Annotated in this window: 18 protein-coding genes; 12 read left to right on the top strand and 6 right to left on the bottom strand. The window is 70.9% G+C overall.

What is annotated here, in order from left to right; genetic code table 11:
• Positions 1 to 73: 73 nt before the first annotated feature.
• Positions 74 to 838, top strand: coding sequence for an IclR family transcriptional regulator (locus tag L8M95_RS13825; RefSeq protein WP_260486686.1), 765 nt, complete (start codon positions 74 to 76; stop codon positions 836 to 838).
• Here the strand turns inward: L8M95_RS13825 and L8M95_RS13820 are convergent.
• The gene (locus tag L8M95_RS13820; protein WP_260486685.1) at positions 835 to 1,620 is read right to left on the bottom strand and encodes a 2-keto-4-pentenoate hydratase; all 786 of its coding nucleotides are present in this window, start codon (positions 1,618 to 1,620) and stop codon (positions 835 to 837) included. The genes L8M95_RS13825 and L8M95_RS13820 overlap by 4 nt on opposite strands.
• Positions 1,621 to 1,680: 60 nt before the next feature.
• Here L8M95_RS13820 and kstD point away from each other — a divergent pair, with 60 nt between their 5' ends.
• The 8 genes from kstD (at position 1,681) to L8M95_RS13780 (ending at position 10,047) form a co-directional block, all read left to right on the top strand.
• Positions 1,681 to 3,402, top strand: coding sequence for a 3-oxosteroid 1-dehydrogenase (kstD, locus tag L8M95_RS13815; RefSeq protein ID WP_260486684.1), 1,722 nt, complete (start codon positions 1,681 to 1,683; stop codon positions 3,400 to 3,402).
• Position 3,403: 1 nt separating this feature from the next.
• Positions 3,404 to 4,264: a MaoC/PaaZ C-terminal domain-containing protein gene (locus tag L8M95_RS13810; protein ID WP_260486683.1), complete on the top strand. Its 861-nt coding sequence runs from the start codon at positions 3,404 to 3,406 to the stop codon at positions 4,262 to 4,264.
• 175 nt (positions 4,265 to 4,439) lie between these two features.
• On the top strand, positions 4,440 to 4,739 hold the full coding sequence (locus tag L8M95_RS13805) for a hypothetical protein (protein ID WP_260486682.1): 300 nt from the start codon (positions 4,440 to 4,442) through the stop codon (positions 4,737 to 4,739).
• Between the two features lie 11 nt (positions 4,740 to 4,750).
• Complete coding sequence (locus tag L8M95_RS13800; RefSeq protein ID WP_260486681.1) at positions 4,751 to 5,146, top strand: hypothetical protein; 396 nt, start codon at positions 4,751 to 4,753, stop codon at positions 5,144 to 5,146.
• Positions 5,127 to 6,620 (top strand): cell wall metabolism sensor histidine kinase WalK, encoded by a 1,494-nt coding sequence (locus L8M95_RS13795; RefSeq protein ID WP_260486680.1) that lies wholly within the window; start codon positions 5,127 to 5,129, stop codon positions 6,618 to 6,620. The genes L8M95_RS13800 and L8M95_RS13795 overlap by 20 nt, the downstream gene beginning before the upstream one ends.
• Positions 6,617 to 7,279, top strand: coding sequence for a response regulator transcription factor (locus tag L8M95_RS13790; RefSeq protein WP_067711728.1), 663 nt, complete (start codon positions 6,617 to 6,619; stop codon positions 7,277 to 7,279). Before L8M95_RS13795 ends, L8M95_RS13790 begins: the two co-directional genes overlap by 4 nt.
• Entirely contained in the window at positions 7,276 to 8,808 is a 1,533-nt protein-coding gene (locus L8M95_RS13785; RefSeq protein WP_260486679.1) for an SLC13 family permease, read from the top strand. The genes L8M95_RS13790 and L8M95_RS13785 overlap by 4 nt, the downstream gene beginning before the upstream one ends.
• A 27-nt stretch (positions 8,809 to 8,835) precedes the next feature.
• A complete protein-coding gene (locus tag L8M95_RS13780) occupies positions 8,836 to 10,047 on the top strand; it encodes a glycerate kinase (RefSeq protein WP_260486678.1) in 1,212 nt (403 codons plus the stop codon).
• 39 nt (positions 10,048 to 10,086) lie between these two features.
• On the opposite strand, the gene L8M95_RS13775 is transcribed toward L8M95_RS13780, so the two are convergent.
• From L8M95_RS13775 to L8M95_RS13765, 3 genes are read right to left on the bottom strand one after another with little or no spacing between them, the layout of a single operon-like run.
• Positions 10,087 to 11,130 carry an LLM class F420-dependent oxidoreductase gene (locus L8M95_RS13775; RefSeq protein ID WP_260486677.1) on the bottom strand — a complete coding sequence of 348 codons (1,044 nt, stop codon included), beginning with the start codon at positions 11,128 to 11,130 and terminating at the stop codon, positions 10,087 to 10,089.
• 10 nt (positions 11,131 to 11,140) lie between these two features.
• A complete protein-coding gene (locus L8M95_RS13770) occupies positions 11,141 to 11,485 on the bottom strand; it encodes a hypothetical protein (protein WP_260486676.1) in 345 nt (114 codons plus the stop codon).
• Complete coding sequence (locus L8M95_RS13765) at positions 11,482 to 11,754, bottom strand: hypothetical protein (RefSeq protein WP_260486675.1); 273 nt, start codon at positions 11,752 to 11,754, stop codon at positions 11,482 to 11,484. Before L8M95_RS13765 ends, L8M95_RS13770 begins: the two co-directional genes overlap by 4 nt.
• A gap of 34 nt (positions 11,755 to 11,788) precedes the next feature.
• Between L8M95_RS13765 and treS the strand changes: the two genes are divergently transcribed.
• Positions 11,789 to 13,588 (top strand): maltose alpha-D-glucosyltransferase, encoded by a 1,800-nt coding sequence (gene treS / locus L8M95_RS13760; protein ID WP_260486674.1) that lies wholly within the window; start codon positions 11,789 to 11,791, stop codon positions 13,586 to 13,588.
• The gene (locus L8M95_RS13755; RefSeq protein WP_260486673.1) at positions 13,585 to 14,970 is read left to right on the top strand and encodes a maltokinase N-terminal cap-like domain-containing protein; all 1,386 of its coding nucleotides are present in this window, start codon (positions 13,585 to 13,587) and stop codon (positions 14,968 to 14,970) included. The genes treS and L8M95_RS13755 overlap by 4 nt, the downstream gene beginning before the upstream one ends.
• A gap of 70 nt (positions 14,971 to 15,040) precedes the next feature.
• Here the strand turns inward: L8M95_RS13755 and L8M95_RS13750 are convergent, their stop codons facing one another.
• Positions 15,041 to 16,693, bottom strand: a complete 1,653-nt coding sequence (locus L8M95_RS13750; RefSeq protein WP_260486672.1) for an AMP-binding protein — start codon at positions 16,691 to 16,693, stop codon at positions 15,041 to 15,043.
• A 192-nt stretch (positions 16,694 to 16,885) separates the two neighbouring features.
• Between L8M95_RS13750 and L8M95_RS13745 the strand changes: the two genes are divergently transcribed.
• Positions 16,886 to 17,968, top strand: coding sequence for an alpha/beta hydrolase (locus tag L8M95_RS13745; RefSeq protein ID WP_260486671.1), 1,083 nt, complete (start codon positions 16,886 to 16,888; stop codon positions 17,966 to 17,968).
• Positions 17,969 to 18,011: 43 nt separating this feature from the next.
• Here L8M95_RS13745 and L8M95_RS13740 read toward each other — a convergent pair whose 3' ends face one another.
• Positions 18,012 to 18,827, bottom strand: coding sequence for an oxygenase MpaB family protein (locus tag L8M95_RS13740; RefSeq protein WP_260486670.1), 816 nt, complete (start codon positions 18,825 to 18,827; stop codon positions 18,012 to 18,014).
• Between the last annotated feature and the right edge of the window lie 27 nt (positions 18,828 to 18,854).

Here is an 18,854-nt window from a genome sequence, read left to right as displayed (position 1 = left end):
ACGTCACGCTCACTCGCGCAAGTGTTCGAACAGTTCGGCCTCCGGCGTCGGACCTGCGCGCTACACTCGGCGCATGACCGAGCCCCCCGCCTCTCCCGTCGACCGCGCCTTCGAGGTGCTACGCGTGACGGCGGGCGGGACGGGGATGACGCTCAGTGAGATCGCCCGCGAGACTGGGCTCGCCAAGTCCACGGCGCTGCGCCTCCTGGCCGCGCTCGAGCGCAACGACGCGGTGACGAGGATCGGGCAGCGCTACCGGCTGGGGCCGCTGGTGCACGAGCTGGACCCGATCCCCGTCTCGCCGGCGTACGAGCGGATCCGCCGGGTGCTCACGCCCTTCCTCGCGCACCTCTTCGAGGCCACCCGTGCGACCGTGCACCTGGCGACACTGCACGGCGACGAGGTGGTCTACCTCAACAAGCTGCACGGGCCGCGGCCGATCCCGTCGCCGTCGCGGATCGGCGGCGGGCTACCCGCGTACTGCACCGGGGTGGGCAAGGCGATGCTGGCGTTCGACGAGGACGCGGCCGACCGCGTGGCGCAGGGGCCGTTGGTCGAGTGGACGGACACCACCCTGACCTCCCCCGACGCCCTGGCGGTGGAGCTCGCAGAGATACGACGGAGGAGACGCGCGATCGACCGCGCCGAACTCACCCCCGGCCTGTACTGCGTGGCGGCGCCGGTGTTCGACGACGACGACGAGGAGCACGCCGGCCGGACGCGGGCGGTCGCCGCGTTGTCCGCCAGCGCCGCGGACGAGAGCGCCCTGGCCCGGCTCGAGCCGCTGGTCACCCGCGTCGCCGCGGCGGCCAGTCGCGCGCTGGCCGCGGACGCCTAGCGGAAGTCCATGGTGACGTCGCCCAGCCCGGCGAACTCGGCGCGGAAGCTGTCGCCCGGGGCGGCGTCCATCGCGCGGATCGCGGTGCCCGGCAGGATCACGTCGCCCTTCCGCAGACGGACGCCGAACTTGGCGACCGTCGACGCGAGCCACCCGACCGAGTTGAGCGGGTTGCCGAGCACCGCGTCGGAACGCCCGGACGCGAGGAACTCGCCGTTCTTGTAGAGGGTCGCGTCGATCGCGGCGACATCGATGTCCGCGAGCCGGACCCGCTGCTCGCCCACCACGTAGCCACACGACGAGGCGTTGTCCGCGATCGTGTCGGGCAGCGTGATCTTCCAGTCCCGGATGCGGGAGTCGATCAACTCGATCGACGGCACGACCCACTCGATCGCCGCGGCGGCCTCGGCCTGGGAGCACCCCTCCGGCGGGATGTCGGCGCCCAGGATGAAGCCCACCTCCACCTCGACCCGCGGGAAGCAGAAGCGGGCCGCCTCGATCGCGGTCCCCTCCGGGTACTCCATGGTGTCGAGGAGGTGTCCGTAATCCGGTTCGTCGACGCCCATCATCTCCTGCATCGCCTTGGACGCGAGCCCGACCTTGTGTCCGGTCACCACCGCTCCGGCGTCGAGCTTGCGGCGGATGTTCACCAACTGGATCTCGAAGGCGTCGTCCGGCGTCAGGTCCGGATGATCGTCGGTCAGCGGCACGATCGGCGCGACGTCGGACTCGGCGTCCCAGAGTCGCTGGGCGAGAGTGGCGCGGGTCTCTTTGTTGAGCATGACGGGGATGCTACCTGGGGCGTCTGGCGCCACGGCGCTCAGTTCTATAACGTGTTCTACATGGCAGACCAGGAATTCGACGTCGTCGTCGTCGGCAGCGGTGGAGCAGGCATGACGGCCGCCCTCGCGGCAGCAAAGAAGGGCCTCAGCGTGGTGCTCGTTGAGAAGGCCCCACACTACGGAGGCTCCACCGCCCGCTCCGGCGGCGGCGTGTGGATCCCCAACAACTCGGTGCTCCAGCGCGACGGTGTCCTGGACACGCCGGAGGCGGCCCGGACCTACCTGCGCGCGATCATCGGCGACGTCGTGGAACCCGAGCGGATCGACGCCTACATCGACCGCGGCCCCGAGGTCCTGGACTTCGTCCTGGCCAACAGCCCCCTGCGGCTGGAGTGGGTCAAGGATTACGCCGACTACTACCCGGAGGCCCCCGGTGGTCGTCTCGGTGGTCGGTCCGTCGAGCCCAAGCCGTTCGACCTCCGCCAGCTCGGGTCCGAGGCCGACAAGCTGGAGCCGGGCTACGCCAAGGCGCCGGTCAACATGGTGGTGATGCAGTCCGACTACCGCTGGCTCAACCTCCTCCAGCGTCCGCACACCAAGGGCATCAGGCGTTCGATCCGGGTCGCCCTCCGGATGTTCCTCGCCAAGGCGCGCGGGCAGAACTCGGTGGGGATGGGTCGCGCGCTCATCGCCGCGATGCGCAAGGGCCTGCTCGACGCCGGCGTTCCGGTGTGGCTCGAGACCCCCATGACCGGCCTGGTCACCGAGGGTTCGGGCACCCAGGAGCGCGTCGTGGGCGTCACCGTCACCCGGAACGGCGAGGAGATGACCCTGCGCGCGCGACTCGGTGTGGTGATCGGGTCCGGTGGCTTCGAGCACAACCAGGAGATGCGCGACAAGTACCAGCGTCAGCCCATCCCCACCTCGTGGACCGTCGGCGCCGCCGCCAACACCGGTGAGGGAATCGAGTACATGGAGAAGGCCGGCGCCTCGCTGTCCTTCATGGAGGACTCCTGGTGGGGTCCGTCGATCCTGCTGCCGCGCGGCCCCTGGTTCGCACTGGCCGAGCGGTCGCTGCCGTGTTCCTTCATGGTCAACTCCCGCGGCGAGCGGTTCATGAACGAGTCGCTGCCCTACGTCGAGGCCGGCCACAAGATGTACGGCGGCGAGTTCGGACAGGCACCCGCCGGGCAGGAGGGGACCCCCGGCGAGAACGTCCCGGCCTGGATCATCTTCGACCAGGAGTACAAGAACCGGTACCTCTTCGCCGGCCTGCAGGCCAAGCAACCGCTGCCCAAGAAGTGGCTCGAGACCGAGAACTTCCACAAGGCGGACACCCTCGCCGAGCTCGCCGATCTCATCGGCGTGCCGGCGGAGGCGCTGGAGCGGACCGCCGAGAAGTTCAACGGCTTCGCCGCAAAGGGCGTCGACGAGGACTTCAACCGCGGCGAGTCGGGGTACGACCACTACTACGGCGACCCGACCAACAAGCCCAACCCGAGCCTCGGCCCGGTCCGCAAGGCGCCGTTCTACGCCGCCAAGATGGTGCCCGGCGACCTCGGCACCAAGGGCGGCGCGAACACAGATGTCCACGGTCGGGTCCTGCGTGAGGACGGCTCCGTGATCGAGGGCCTCTACGCCGCGGGCAACGCGTCCTCGCCGGTCATGGGCCACACCTACGCCGGCCCGGGCGCCACCATCGGCCCCGCGATGGTCTTCGGCTACCTCGCCGTGGAGAACATGCTGGCCTCCACCCCCACCACCGCGAAGACGGGAGTCTGACGTGCCGATCGACCTCGACAAGGCCCTCGGGGCGCAGTTGCCCTCGCAGGAGTTCTCCTGGACCGCCTCCGACGTGGCGCTCTACGCCTTGTCGGTGGGCGCGGCCGCCGACCCGATGGACACCACCGGGCTGGCGTACGTCCACGACACCGACCCCAAGGTGCTGCCGTCGTTCGCCACCGTAGCCGCGACGATGAACGTCACCGAGGCGCCCCGGGTGTCCTTCCCGGGCGTGGAGATCGACCTCGCCAAGGTCGTCCACGGCAGCCAGTCCGTCACGCTGCACCGGCCGATCCCCGCCTCCGGCACCGCCACCACCACCACGAAGATCGCCGAGATCCAGGACAAGGGTTCCGCCGCGGTCATCATCCAGGAGTCCGAGACGGTCTCCGCCGACGGCGAGAAGCTGTGGACCTCGCGCTCGGGCATCTTCGCCCGTGGCGAGGGCGGTTTCGGCGGCGATCGCGGCACCTCCGAGAAGGTGGAGTACCCCGAGCGGGAGGCCGACCACACCATCGAGGTGGCCACGCTCCCCCAGCAGGCGCTGTTCTACCGTCTCTGCGGCGACCGCAACCCGCTGCACTCCGATCCCGCGTTCGCTGAGGCGGCCGGGTTCCCGCGCCCGATCCTCCACGGACTGTGCTCGTACGGCCTGGTGCTGCGCGCGGTCGTGGATCAGGTGCTCGGCGGTGACGTCGCCCGCGTCGGCGGTTACGGCGTGACCTTCGGCGGCATCTTCTTCCCCGGCGAGACCATGCGCATCCGCGTGTGGGAAGAGGGCTCGCGACTGCTCGTGGCGGCGACCGTCGTGGAACGCGACGACGCCCCCGTGCTGAAGAACGTGGTGGTCGATCTCGCCTGACCGGCGCTGGTCGCCCCACCGGGCGGCATCCGAAAGCACCCGAGAACACCCCGCGGTCGACCACCGCGGGGTGTTCTCGCGTCCGGCCGACACCGGCGCCCGCCGTGGTGCGACATGAAGACTCCGTCATGGAGGTTTCATCAACCCGTCATACCGGGCACCCAGGATGGCACTCATGACAGAGAACAACAGCCTCCGCACCGTCCTCCTCGCCCTGTCCGCCTCCGCCGCCCTCATCCTGTCCGGATGCGGCGCGGGGAATGACGCCGGGAGCAATGCCCCTGCCTCCGAGACCACCACCGTGACCGCGCCTGCCCAGTCCGTCGACGGGACCGCGGGAGCCGCCGCCCCGTCGACGGACGACGACCTGGATCATCAGGACGATGACCGGGACGACGACGACCGCGACGACCGGGACGACCGCGACGACCGCGACGACGACCGGGACAACGAAGACGACGACCTCGACGACTGACCGGGCCCGCCATGTCTGAGTTCACGCGCAAGCTCGCCCTCATCGCCGCGGTGGTGCTCGTGCCCGCCGGACTCGCACTGGGCGCCGTGGCGATCGGTTCCGATACCGGCGCCCCGCCCGTCCGGGTCGAGGACGCGACGGTCGACCTGCACGCGCCCCCCGGCCAGCACGGGCGTACCTCGTCGTCGTCATCTCCCACGACGAGCTCCTCCCCGACCACCACCTCATCCCCCGGCGAGGCACCGGCGTCGGCGCCCGCGCCGGCACCGGCACCGGCACCGGCGCGACCGGTGCCCGTGCAACCGGTTCAGCCGGTGGTGCCCTACTACGGAGACGACCGGGATGACGACTGGGACGATGGGTGGGACGACGACGGGGATGACTGGGATGACGACTGGGACGACTGAGACCGGCGCCGCCGAACGGGCGGACGCCACCTCGATCCCGGCGCGGTGGCGGATCGTCGGGTGGATCGTGCTCACCACCGCCCTGGTGCTGCTCGCACTCGGTCTGACGCTCCGGACACTGCTCATGGCCGACGTCGACCGGACCGCGAACGCGGACGTGGTCCAGGAGCTCGACGAGTTCCGCGCGTTCGTCCGGGAGGGCGTCGATCCGACGACCGCAGAGCCGTTCGACGATCCCGAACGACTGCTGCGGCTCTACCTCAGCCGCCAGATCCCTGCGGCCGACGAGGTCCACCTGGGGATGGACGAGGCCAGGGTGTTCGCCGTGGACCGCTCCGCCGGCGATCCGAGCCCCTACGACCTCGCGGCCGATGCGGAACTCCTCGAGACCATCCGGGCCTCGGCCGCCCCGTCGGGCATCGCCGACAGTCCTGTCGGCCCGGTCCGGTGGGGCAAGATGACCATCGCCGCCGGTGAGACACCGGGCGGGGCGGACGCGGCCGCCGGCGAGTCGACGTTCGTGATCGCCGTGTTCACCGGGCCGGAACGTGCCGAGGTGGACTCCACCATGCGCGTCTTCGGCTGGGGGTCGCTCGGCGGCCTCGCGCTGACCGCACTGTTCGGCTACCTCGTGGCCGGACAGATCCTCGCGCCCGTCCGAGAGGTGCGCCTGGTGGCCGAGCGGATACAGGAGAGCGACCTCGACAGCCGGGTTCCGGTACACGGTCGCGACGACATCTCCCAGCTCGCCGAGACGTTCAACGCGATGCTCGACCGGATCGAGGGTGCCTACGACACCCAACGTCGGTTCGTCGACGACGCCGGTCACGAGCTGCGGACTCCGATCACGGTGATCCGCGGTCACCTCGAGACGATGGATCCCGACGACGACCCCGCCGCCCGCGCCGAGACCCTCCGCCTCGTCGACTCCGAACTCGACCGCATGTCCCGGATCGTCTCCGACCTGCTCACCATGGCCAAGTCCGAGCGACCCGACTTCGTCAGGCCCCGACCCGTCGACGCCGCCGAGCTGCTGCTGGACATCGAGTCCCAGGCCCAACAGCTGGGCGACCGCCGGTGGGAACTCGTCGAGATCGCCGAGGGCGAGGCGTCCGTGGACCCGCAGCGGATCACCCAGGCCGTGCTCCAGCTCGCGTCCAACGCGGTCACCCATACCGAGGTGGGCGACCGGGTCCGGATCGGGTCCCGGTGGGTCGACGGCCGCCTGGTGATCTCCGTGGCCGACGAGGGCCCCGGGGTCGCGCCGGAGGACGCCGAACGCATCTTCCGCCGCTTCGACCGCGGCACCGCCGGGACCTCCGGTTCCGGTGGCGCCGGCCTCGGACTGGCCATCGTCACCGCGATCGCGACTGCCCACGGAGGCACCGTCACCCTCGACTCCACGCCCGGTCACGGCGCCACCTTCGCCGTCGACATCCCCGTTCCAGACCGCCCTCAGGAGGCCCAGCCGTGAACCGCATCCTCATCGCCGAGGACGACGCCCGGATCGTGTCGTTCCTCCAGAAGGGCCTGCACGCCGCCGGCTTCGTCACCTCCCATGTCGCCGACGGCCGCTCCGCCCTCGAGGCCATGCGGGCCGGCGACCACGACCTGGTGGTCCTCGACATCGGCCTCCCGCTGATGGACGGGTTCGAGGTGCTCGCCACCGCCCGCGGGTCGGGGATCACGACGCCGGTCGTCGTTCTCACCGCCCGCGACTCGGTGGACGACACCGTCCTCGGCCTGGAATCCGGGGCCAACGACTACCTGGCCAAGCCGTTCCACTTCGCCGAACTGCTCGCCCGGGTGCGTATCCGGCTGGGCGAGCGCGGTGAGTCAGCGGAGGCCACACCCGTCCTGCACCACGGCGACCTCACCCTCGACCTGCTCACCCGGATCGCCACCGTCGCCGGGCGACCCGTCGAGCTGACGAGCCGGGAGTTCGCGATGCTCAAGGTGTTCCTCAAGCACCCGGGCCAGGTTCTCTCCCGGGAGCAGATCCTGGCCCATGCCTGGGGATACGACTTCGATCCCGCCTCCAACGTCGTCGACGTGTACGTCCGCACACTGCGCCGCAAGATCGGCGCCGAACGGCTGGTCACCGTCCGCGGGGCCGGATACAAACTGTCGTGACCACCACCGTCCACCACCGGACCCCGGGGCCCGGTGGGTCGTCCCCGCATGCCCGCAGCACCCCGCGGCGCGGGCTCCGGCCGAGCTCTTTCCGGCCATCCACGCGGGTGCTCCGCGCGGCCGTCGCCGCCCTGGTCCTCGCCGCCGGTGTCGTCGCGCTCGCCGTGGCCGGCCCCGACGCCGGGGCGTCCGCGATCCCCACCCTCACCGTGTTCGCGGCGGCGGCGTGGTTCTGGGTGTTCACCGATGTCGACGACACGTTCGTCGCGCTGGGAGCGGCCGTCGTCCTCACCGTTCTGGGCATCTCCGACCCCGACGCCCTGTTCGGGTCCCTCGGCGACGACACGATGTGGCTGCTCATCGCGGCGTTCATCATCGCGTTCGCGGTGTCCGCGTCGGGACTCGCCACCCGGGCGGCGGTGTTCGTGGTGACCGGTGCCCGCGGGCCGCGGAGCCTGGTGCACCTGCTCACCGCCGCGCTCTTGGCGACGGCGTTCGCCGTCCCCGCCACGTCCGGGCGGGCCGCGCTCGCGTTGCCGGTCTTCCTGGCGCTGGCCAGGGTGCTCGCGGACCGGCCGGCGCTCGTGCGGATGCTGGCACTGCTGTTCCCCACGGTGATCCTGCTGTCCGCCGTCGCTTCGCTCATCGGGGCCGGCGCCCACCTCATCACCGTGCAGTTGCTCACCACCGCCGGCCACGAGGGGCTCGACTTCGCGAACTGGCTGATCCTCGGACTGCCGCTGGCGCTGGTCTCCTCGCACCTGGCCGCCGAACTCGTCCTCCTGCTGTTCACCACCTCCGAGGAACGCGGCCGCGGGCTGCAGATCGGGGTGTCGGAGTTCGAGGCCGCCGGCGCGGGCCGGGTGACGGGTCCGCTCACGGTCCAGCAGTCCCGCACCGTGTTGTTGCTCGCGGCGATGATCGTGCTGTGGTCCACCGAGGCACTCCACGGGGCGCCACCGGCGTTGATCGCCCTGATCGGCGCCCTGGTGGTGACGTCCCCGCGCTACGGCGGGGTCGAGCTGGGGGACGCGGTGAAGAAGATCCCGTGGGCCCTGCTGCTCTTCATGGCGGCCACCGTCACGCTCGGCCACGCCCTGGGCACGTCCGGCGCGGCGGACCTGCTCGCCCGGGTCGCCCTGGGTCGGGTGCCGGACTCCGGGCCGGTCGCCGGCGCGGTGTTCGTGGTGGCAGTGGTGGTGGTCTCCGCCCTGTCGCACCTGGTGATCCAGTCGCGCTCGGCCCGGTCCGCGGTCCTCGTGCCGATCGTCCTGTCACTCGCGCCGGGAGTGGGCGTGTCCCCGGTTGCGGCCGCCCTGTTGTCGACCGCCGCCGCGGGCCTCTGCCACACGCTGCCGTCCTCCGCCAAGCCGGTGACGATCTTCGCGGGTGTGGTCGACGTGCCCACGTTCGAACGTCGTGACCTGCTCCGACTGTCCGCCTGGCTCACCCCGCTGATGTGTGTGGTGTTCCTGGCTTTCGCCTGGTGGGTGTGGCCCGTCCTGGGCCTGCCCCTATTCCTGTCCTGAACCCCCTCCCCCTGAAGGAAATGACTCATGTACCTGCCCGATCGCATTCTCGTCGCCCCGTCCGGCTTCAAGGAGTCCCTCGACGCCATCGAGGTGGCCGACGCCATCGCCGCCGGGGTCCGCCGCGCATTGCCGGGGGTGCACGTCTCGACGCTGCCGGTGCCCGACGGTGGGGAGGGGACCGTGTCGATCCTCGCCGCCACGACCGGTGGCGTGACGACCGAGACGGTGGTCACCGGTCCCGTGGGGCTCCCGGTCACGGCGACGTGGGTGATGCTCGGCGGGAGCGGGCCGCGCACCGCGGTCATCGAGATGGCCGCGGCAGCCGGGCTGTCGCTCGTGCCGCACGACCTGCGGGATCCGGGCGAGACCACGACGCGTGGCGTGGGCGAGCTCATCGCCGCCGCGCTGGACGCCGGTGCCGACCGGATCGTGGTGGGCTGCGGCGACTCCGGGACGTGTGACGGCGGGGTCGGGGCCCTCGCCGCGCTCGGGGCGCTGATCCTCGACGACGACGACGAGGTGCTCCCCGACGGTGGCCGTCACCTCCACCGGGTGGCGCGCGTGGACCTGTCCCCTGTGCATCCGCGGCTGGCCCGCGTGCCCGTCGAGCTGGCCTGCAATGCGACCAACGTCCTGTGCGGACCCCGCGGGGTGGCCCGCGTGTTCGGCCCGCAGAAGGGGGCGACCCCGCACCAGGTCTCACACCTCGAGCGGGGACTGGAACGGTGGGCCGACGTGCTCCGGCGCGACGGGGTGGGCGCCCCCGGTGGGCTCGACCTGCGGACGGGAGCCGGGACCGGTGCGTCCGGCGGGCTCGGGGCCGGCCTGGCAGGTGGGCTCGGTGCGGTACTGCGCTCCCGATTCGACACCCTGCTCACCCCGGACCTGCTCGGGGCGGACCTGGACGCCGAGATCTCCGCCGCCGACCTGGTGATCACCGCCGAGGGGGCGATCGACTTCCAGACGCCCCGGGGCAAGGTGCCCGCCGAGGTGGCGCGCCGCGCCGGGCTGGCCGGAGTGCCGGTGATGGCGATCGCCGGGTCGCTGGGCCGGGGGGCGCCGGATGTCCACGACATCGGCATCGGTGCCGTCACCTCGATCATGGCGGTCCCCATGCCCCTGGCCGACGCCGTCGCCCAGGGTCGACGACTGCTGGTCGAGGCCACCGAGCGGTCGATGCGCATGCTCCAGCTCGGGGCTGCGGTGTCCCGGCGGGCCGGGGACCGCGTGGCCTGAGACAGCACTGCCTGAGACAGCACGGCCTGACCCGACGGTTCAGCAGAGCTCGCGGAACTGCTCCACCAGCCGGAGACGACCCGGGGCGTCGAGCGCCATCGGGGTGACGGTGAGGGTCGTGGCCCCGGCCTCGCGGAACGCCTCGACGCGCTCGGCCACGTACCCCGCCGGGCCGATCAGCGAGACCGAGCGGACCAACTCGTCGGGCACGGCCGCGGCGGCCTCCTCCTTCTTGCCGTCCAGGTACAGGTCCTGGATCCGGGCGGCCTCGGCCTCGTAGCCGTAGCGGCAGGCGAGCTCGTTGTAGAAGTTCTTGCCGCGTGCACCCATGCCACCGATGTAGAGGGCCAGGTGCGGGCGCACGAAGTCCAGGTAACCCGGAACCTCGCTCTCCTCGCAGATCGCCAGTGCCGGCCCCGCGTAGACCTCGAGCTCGCCCAGCGAAGGATCACGCTTCTCCCGGCCCTTGGCCAGCGCGTCACCCCACGCCACGTCCGCCTTCTCCGGGTGGAAGAACAGCGGTTGCCAGCCGTTCGCGACCTCGGCCGCGAGCTCGACGTTCTTCGGTCCCAGGGCGGCGAGGATGATCGGGATGTCCTCGCGCACGGGGTGGTTGATGAGCTTGAGCGGCTTGCCCAGGCCGGTGCCCTGATCGGCGGGCAGGGGGATCTGGTACTTCTTCCCGTCGTGGACGACCTTCTCGCGGCGCCACACCTTGCGGCAGATCTCGATGATCTCCCGCGTCCGGGCCAGCGGCGCGTCGTACTTCACGCCGTGGAAACCCTCGACCACCTGCGGCCCGGAGGCGCCCAGGCCGAGGGTGAAGCGGCCGTCGGAGACGAAGTCCAGGCCGGCCGCGGTCATCGCGGTCAGGGTCGGCGTGCGCGTGTAGATCTGCAGGATCCCCGAGGCCAGCTCCATGGTGGACGTCTTGGCCGCGAGGTAGCCCAGCTGGCTCACCGCGTCGAACGAGTAGGCCTCGGGGACGAACGCGATGTCCAGTCCCGCCCGCTCGAGGTCGGCGGCCTCCGCGGCCGTCTCGGCGAACCCGCCGCTGTAGTTGAGAGCCATTCCGATGCGCATGGGCGCAACGCTACCGGGGGGTCCGGTCGCCGCGGATCACCGCGTCGACCTCGCCGCCGATCCGCACGAACACGCCGACACGGCGACGCAGTGGCGAGTCGGCGCGTTCGTAGCCCACCAGCCGCATGCCCGCCCCGGAGGCCACCTCGAGGACGGTGCGCTCGGGCAGGTCTACGTCGGAGGTGGGGACGACGACGAGGTCCGCGGTCCCCAGCATCCGGGCCAGTCGCAGTCGCCGCGCCGGTTCGTCCCCCCGGCGACGCAGCCACCGGCGCACCGCCACCACGCAGGCCGCGATCCCCCACGCGACGAGCGGCAGCAACGCCACTATCGTGAGCGCCCAGCCGGAGCTCACCGCCCACCCTCCACGCGGGTGAACCGCATCGGTTCAAGCCACGGGCCACGCTGCACGAGCGCCCGCGTGCCCCCCACGGGTTCCAGGCCCCTGGACCGGGCCGCCGCGTAGATGACCGACCGGGGAAGCCGCAGCTCCCAGGGGCGCAGGACCACCTCGTCGTCGTCGCCGTCGAGTCGCACCGCCAGCGCACGGACGCGCCGGCCGTGCCGGTCCCGGTGGGACCGCTGCAGGTCGCGGATCCGCGTCGTCGGGTCGATTTTCCGCATGCAACGGATCGTACGGGGCCGTAGGCTCGCCCCCATGGCACCGAAGCCCAGCCTTCAGTCCGAATCCCACCCCGGCGATCCCCGTGCTGCCGAACCGGAGCTCACCGACGACGGGCACGTCGTCGAGCCCAGCGCGGACGACTACCGTCACGCCACCGAACTCGAGATCAACCACGACTGGTACAAGTCCGCGGTGTTCTACGAGGTCCTGGTCCGGGCCTTCTACGACTCGGACGGCAACGGCACCGGCGACCTCCGCGGCCTCATCGAGAAGCTCGACTACCTCGAGTGGCTGGGCGTCGACTGCCTGTGGCTGCCGCCGTTCTACGACTCGCCGCTGCGCGACGGCGGGTACGACATCCGCGACTTCCGCACCGTGCTGCCGGAGTTCGGCACCGTCGAGGACTTCGTGGAACTCCTCGAGCAGGCCCACAGTCGCGGGATCCGGGTGATCACCGACCTGGTCATGAACCACACCTCGGACACCCACGCGTGGTTCTCCGAGTCCCGCGCCGACCCGACCGGCCCGTACGGCGACTTCTACGTGTGGTCCGACGACGACACGCGGTACCCGGAGGCCCGCATCATCTTCGTCGACACCGAGTCCTCCAACTGGACCTACGACCCGGTACGCGGGCAGTTCTACTGGCACCGCTTCTTCTCCCACCAGCCCGACCTCAACTACGACAACCCCGAGGTCCAGGAGGCGATGATCGACGTCCTGCGCTTCTGGCTGGACCTGGGCATCGACGGCTTCCGACTGGACGCCGTGCCCTACCTGTTCGAGCGCGACGGCACCAACTGCGAGAACCTGCCCGAGACGCACGAGTTCCTGCGCAAGTGCCGGGCCGTGGTCGAGGAGGAGTTCCCGGGACGCGTGCTGCTGGCCGAGGCCAACCAGTGGCCCGACGACGTGGTGGACTACTTCGGCGAGTCCGAGGTGGGCGACGAGTGCCACATGGCGTTCCACTTCCCGCTCATGCCGCGGATCTTCATGGCGGTGCGGCGGCAGTCCCGGTTCCCCGTCACCGAGATCCTCGCCCAGACCCCGGACATCCCGTCGTCGGCGCAGTGGGCGATCTTCCTGCGCAACCACGACGAGCTGACACTCGAGATGGTCACCGACGAGGAACGCGACTACATGTACGCGGAGTACGCCAAGGACCCGCGGATGAAGGCCAACATCGGCATCCGCCGGCGTCTGGCCCCGCTGCTCGACGGCGACACCAACCAACTCGAGCTGTTCACCGCACTGCTGCTCAGCCTCCCCGGTTCGCCGATGCTGTACTACGGCGACGAGATCGGCATGGGCGACAACATCTGGCTCGGCGACCGCGACGCCGTCCGCACGCCGATGCAGTGGAGCCCCGACCGCAACGCCGGGTTCTCCCGCTGCGATCCGGGCCGGTTGTACCTACCCGCGATCATGGACCCCCTGTACGGCTACCAGGGCGTCAACGTGGAGGCGCAGATGAACTCCACCGCCAGCCTGCTGCACTGGACGCGGCGCATGATCCACGTCCGCAAGAGCCAACCGGCGTTCGGGCTGGGCGAGTTCACCGACCTCGGCGGGTCCAATCCGTCGATCCTGTCCTACCTGCGCACGCTCGACTCCGACGGCGCGGGCACCGACGTGATCCTGTGCGTCAACAACCTGTCGCGGTTCCCGCAGGCGGTGCGCCTGGACCTGGCGGAGCACGCCGGTCGCCAGCCCGTCGAGCTCACCGGCGGGGTGCCGTTCCCGGAGATCGACGCCGATCCGTACCAGCTCACCCTGCCCGGATACGGGTTCTACTGGCTCGAACTGCGCAGCACGGAGGAGGGACCGAGATGAGCATCTCCCCGGTCGACGACGACACCCTGGCCCGACTGCTCACCGACTGGCTGCCCGAGCAGCGGTGGTTCGCCGGTAAGGGCCTCGAGCTCACCGGGGTGCGCATCGCCCGGCGCGAGGTCTTCCTGGATGATCCCGAGGTGCTGGTCGAGCACCTGTTGGTGGATCTCGAGGTGGACGGCCGGCCCCAGCGCTACCAGGTGCCGATCGCGACCGCGGCCGAGCTGCCCGGGGACCGGCGGGCGTTCCCGCTGACCCCGGAGGGCGCCTCCCCCGTGGTCTACGACGGACTGCGCGACCGCCGCGGCACCGAATCGCTGCTCCGCCACCTGGCCGGGCAGGACGAGGTGGGCGGGCTGCGGTTCCGGCTCGTCGCCGACGCCACGCTTCCCGAGCCCACGTGGGGGCGGCTGTTGGAGGGCGAGCAGTCCAACTCGTCACTGGTGTTCGGCGACGACCTCATGGTGAAGGTGTTCCGGCTGGTGCAGCCGGGTGTGAACCCGGACGTGGAGCTCCACGCCGCGCTGGCGGACCGGGAGTGCCCGGCGGTGGCGGCGCTGCGGGGCTGGGTGGAGTTGGACGACGACGAGGCCGCCGCCGGCGACACCGGAGCCGGGCCCACCACGCTCGCCATGGCCCAGGAGTTCATGGCCGGCGCGGCGGACGGGTGGGCGATGGCCACGGCGAGCGTCCGCGACCTGTTCGCCGAGGCCGACCTGCTCGCCGAGGAGGTCGGCACCGACTTCGCCGACGAGAGCTTCCGGCTGGGCGCCGCCGTGGCGCAGGTGCACGAGGACCTGGCCGCGGCGACCGGGGTGAGCACGCGCGACGGTACCGACCTGGTGGCGTCGATGCGTGCCCGGCTCGACGCGGCGGTGGCGGAGGTGCCGGAACTGGCCGCGTACGCAGACGCCGCCCGGGCGGTGTTCGACGAGGTCGCGGGGTCGGGACCGGTCCGGGTGCACCGCATCCACGGCGACCTCCACCTGGGGCAGACGCTGCGGGTGCCGGACCGGTGGATCGTCATCGACTTCGAGGGCGAACCGGCCGCGCCCCTGGCCGAGCGGCGGGTGCCGGACTCGCCCGCCCGCGACGTGGCCGGCATCCTGCGCAGCCTCGACTACGCCGCGCAGCACACCCTGGTCGGCGTCGAGGACCGGCAGCTGCGCTTCCGGGCCCGCGAATGGCGCGACCGCAACGTCGACGCGTTCTGCGCGGGGTACGCCGAGGTCAGCGACCATGACCCCCGGGACTCCGGGGCACTGTTGCGGGCCTACACCCTGGACAAGGCGCTGTACGAGGTGGTGTACGAGACGCGGAACCGACCCGGGTGGGTCGCCGTGCCGATGGGCGCGGTGGAGCGCATCCTCGCCACCGGCTGAACGTGCGCGGCCGGGCCCGCTGCTGCGGGCCCGGCCGGGCGGGTGGGCGGCGGAGGGGCGCCGCGGGGCGTCAGTTGCTCGAGATCCGCTCCTTGGCCCACTTGTAGTCGGCCTTGCCCGCGGGCGAACGGCGGATCTCGGGGACGTCGACGATCACCTTGGGGACCTTGTAGTTCGCCAGGGACTCGCGCAGGAACGCCGAGAGCTCCTCCGGCTCGGCCGACATGCCCTCACGGAACGAGACGACCGCGGCGACCTTCTGGCCGTAGCGCTCGTCGGGGGCGCCGGCGACCAGGGCGTCGTGGACGGCCGGGTGCGCCTTGAGCGCCTGCTCGACCTCCTCCGGGAAGACCTTCTCGCCACCGGTGTTGATGCAGCCTGAGCCGCGGCCCAGGAACACGATGGTCCCGTCCTCGCGGACCCTGCCCATGTCACCGAGGATCGACACGCGGCGACCGTCGACCTCCGGGAAGGTCTTGGCGGTCTTCTCCGGGTCGTTCCAGTAGCCCACCGGGACGTGACCGCGCCGGACGATGTACCCGATCTCGTCCGAGCCCGGCTCGATCGGCTGGTTCGACTCGTCGATCAGACCCAGCCGCGGCCCGGGCGGCAGGAGCATCTCGCCGTCCTCGTTCAGGCTCATCTCACCGTCGTTGCCGGACTCGGAGGCCCCGAAGTTGTCACGGATGATGACGTTCGGGAACTCCGCGACCAGCCGGTCACGCGAGGTCTTGGACCAGATACCGCCGCCCGAGGCGACCATGAACAGCGAGCTGAAATCCTTGGTGTCCTTGGCCGCGAGCAGGGCGTCGGTGATCGGCACCGCCATGCCGTCGCCGACGAACATCAGCAGCTGGGCCTTGAACTCGGCGGTCGAGTCCACGATGACCTCGGCGTCGAAGTCGCGGAACATGACCAGATGGCCACCCAGGTTGACGAAGGTCAGCAGGGTGAACAGGCCGGCGCCGTGCATCAGGGGCGCCGAGATGACGATCTTGAAACCGCCCTCGGGCGAGACGTTGTCGGCGACCTCCTGCGGGCTGTGCCGCTTGTCGCCGTACGGGTTACCGCCGGACAGGCACGCGTAGTAGTAGTCCGACATGTGCCACTGGACGCCCTTCGGGAACCCGGTGGTACCGCCGGTGTAGACGATCCAGTGGTCGTCGCCGCGGGCCGGCTCGAAGTCCCGCTCCACGGACTGCTTCGGCAGCTCGGCGTCCACGTCGACCACCGTGAGGCCGCTCTCGGCACAGGCCTCGGCGAGGACCTGCGGGACGCCGCCCACGACGAGGACCGTCCGGGCGGTCTCCAGCTTGGGCACGGCGGCGGCCATGGTGTCCGCGAACTCCGCGTCGACGACCACGGCGACCGACTGCGAGTCGTTGAAGAGGTAGACCAGTTCGGCCGGGGTGTAGCGGTAGTTGACGTTGATCCCGGCCACCCGGATCTTCATGCAGGCGACGATCGCGGCCATGTGCTCGGTGCTGTTCTTCATGTACAGCGCGACGTGGCTCCGCGGCTCCGCGCCGTGGGCCTTGAGCAGGTGCCCCATCCGGTTGGCGAGCTCGTCGATCTGACGGTAGGTGAAGTCGACACCGTCCATCGTGAGCAGGAGGTTGTCGGGGATCTTGTCGGCCACGGCCTCGAACACGGCGGCCTGGTTCATCTCCGGATTCGTCCCGGCGAGGGGATCGGTGGACTGGTCGGCTGCTGTATCCGTCATCGGGGCGGGTCCTTTGCACGCGGGGGGCTAACTGTGTCGTCTCTCACATTGTTACCTGAACTTGTTCTCGTGTCCAGACGCAGGGCTGACCTGCGCTGATCCCGGAGAGTTGGAACAGGTTCTATTAACTATAGGCTGCCACACCGGCACGTCGGTGCAGCGGCGTGGCCGGGGAACGCCTAGATTGCGCACATGAACGGATCACGGTCCAGAAATCCCGGCCCGCCGTACGACGGCGGTCTCCGGCTGCCGCGATCGACGGGATCGGGTGAGGTGCCGCAGGACGGGCGTCGTTCCTCGGAGCGCGAGGCCGACCGCCCCTCACGGCGCCGCGGACCGGCCCTGCACGGCCCGTCCGAGCAGGGCACCCTGCGGTCCCGCGGGCTCGCCGGGGGGCTGCGGCTGTTCGTCCGACCGGCCCTGGACCGGATGCCCGCGACGGACGCCTCCCTCGGTCGCCTCCGGGCACTGACGTCGGGGGCCGGGCGCGCGGCCGCCCTGGAGAGCACCAACGACTGGTCCTCGGACGGGCCCGTCCCCGGACTGTGGGTGGGGCGCAAGCGCTTCTTCGACTCGGACAAGGTCATCTACCACGTCCACGGCGGCGGGTTCACCTTCGGATCGCCGTGGTCCCACAAGGCGCTGGCGTCGCGGATCGCCAGCGAGACCGGTGTCCCCGTGTTCCTCCCGGACTACCGGCTCGCCCCGGAGCACCCGCATCCCGCGGCCACCGAGGACACCATCGCCGGGTGGGAGTGGTTGCTGGAGATGGGCTTCCCGGCCGAGAACATCGTCGTCGCGGGAGATTCCGCGGGGGGAAATCTGGCGATGCAGTTGGTCGCCCATCTCGAGCGGACCGGAGCGCCGATGCCCGCCGGCGTGGTCCTGCTCTCGCCGTGGGTCGACCTCGACTTCACCGACATGACCGCGCGGGACCGGGCGCGCAAGGACCCGTTCCTCGCACTGGGGTTGGCCGAGCTGTGTCGTCGCCAGTACGCGCCGGGCGTGGACACGGACGACCCGGCGATCTCGCCGATCAACTACGAACCCTCTCCCGACTGGCCGCCGTTCCTCATCCAGTGTGGTGGTGAGGAGATCTTCCGCGGCGGGATCGAGAAGATGGCCGAGAACTTCGCCGAACACGGGGTGCGGCACGAGTTCCAGCTGTGGCCCCACCAGTTCCACGTCTTCCAGGTCTTCCACCCGCTCGTCCCGGAGGCGAAGGTCGCGGTTCGGGACATCGGGTCGTTCGTCCGCGGTTGCCTCCGGGGCTGAGCCGGGCGGGCGCGGACGGGAAGGCCCCTGCCACGGGTCGCGTTCAGGCGTGGGCGGCCACCGCTCGCCGGGAGGCCCGCAGCAGCAGATCCTTGGGCAGCTCGCGCACACGGCGGGGCGTCGCACGGTGCACGCGCGCACCCACCCGCATCAGCAGGTCGAATCGGCGCTGATCGGCCGGGTTCCACGGGAAATCGTAGGCGGCCCTCAGCTGATCGGGCAGGAGCCCGATGGTGACGAAGCGCATGAGGCGGATCACCGGCCGGGCCGGAAACGGGTGCCCGGCGGGATCGAGCAGCGCGGCCCCGTAGTCACGCACTCGCTCGTCGATGACGATCCCGTCCAGGATCCGCTCGACATAGGCGTCGTAGGCCCTGCTGTCGGTCGGCCACAGCTCCGCCGGTACCTGCAACGATGTCCCGTAGGCCTGGAACCGACGGTAGAGCCGATCGGCGGAACCGGCGTCGAGTGGCCCGACCATGCGCTGCCACATGTCACGACCGCCGTAGTACATGCACCCGGCCACCCAGAGTTGCAGGTCGGGGTCGAACGCCGTGTACCCCACCTCCGCGCCGGGCGCCGACCTCACCGGGCGATGTGCGCGATTGACCATGCGGACCACCGCGTCCCGCTCGTCCGCGCTGCCGAACGCCACGAGATAGATGTAGGCGGTGGTGTTGCGGAACCGCCCCACCGGGTCCCGCAGCGCCCGACTGTGGTCGGCCACCCCGTGACCCACCGGTCGCAATGCGATCTCCATGAGGAAGCGCCGAGGCGCCCCCACGAGGAACCCGACGTCGCCCACGACATCGTGGAGTGTGGGCCCGTCGGTGGCGCGGGTGGCGGCGGTCGCGGTCATGCCACCACCCTATCGCCGATCACATAT

Source organism: Dietzia sp. B32, from assembly GCF_024732245.1.
GTDB lineage: Bacteria > Actinomycetota > Actinomycetes > Mycobacteriales > Mycobacteriaceae > Dietzia.
The sequence above is the reverse complement of the archived record's forward strand: the minus strand, read 5'-3'. Positions and strand labels throughout refer to the sequence as shown.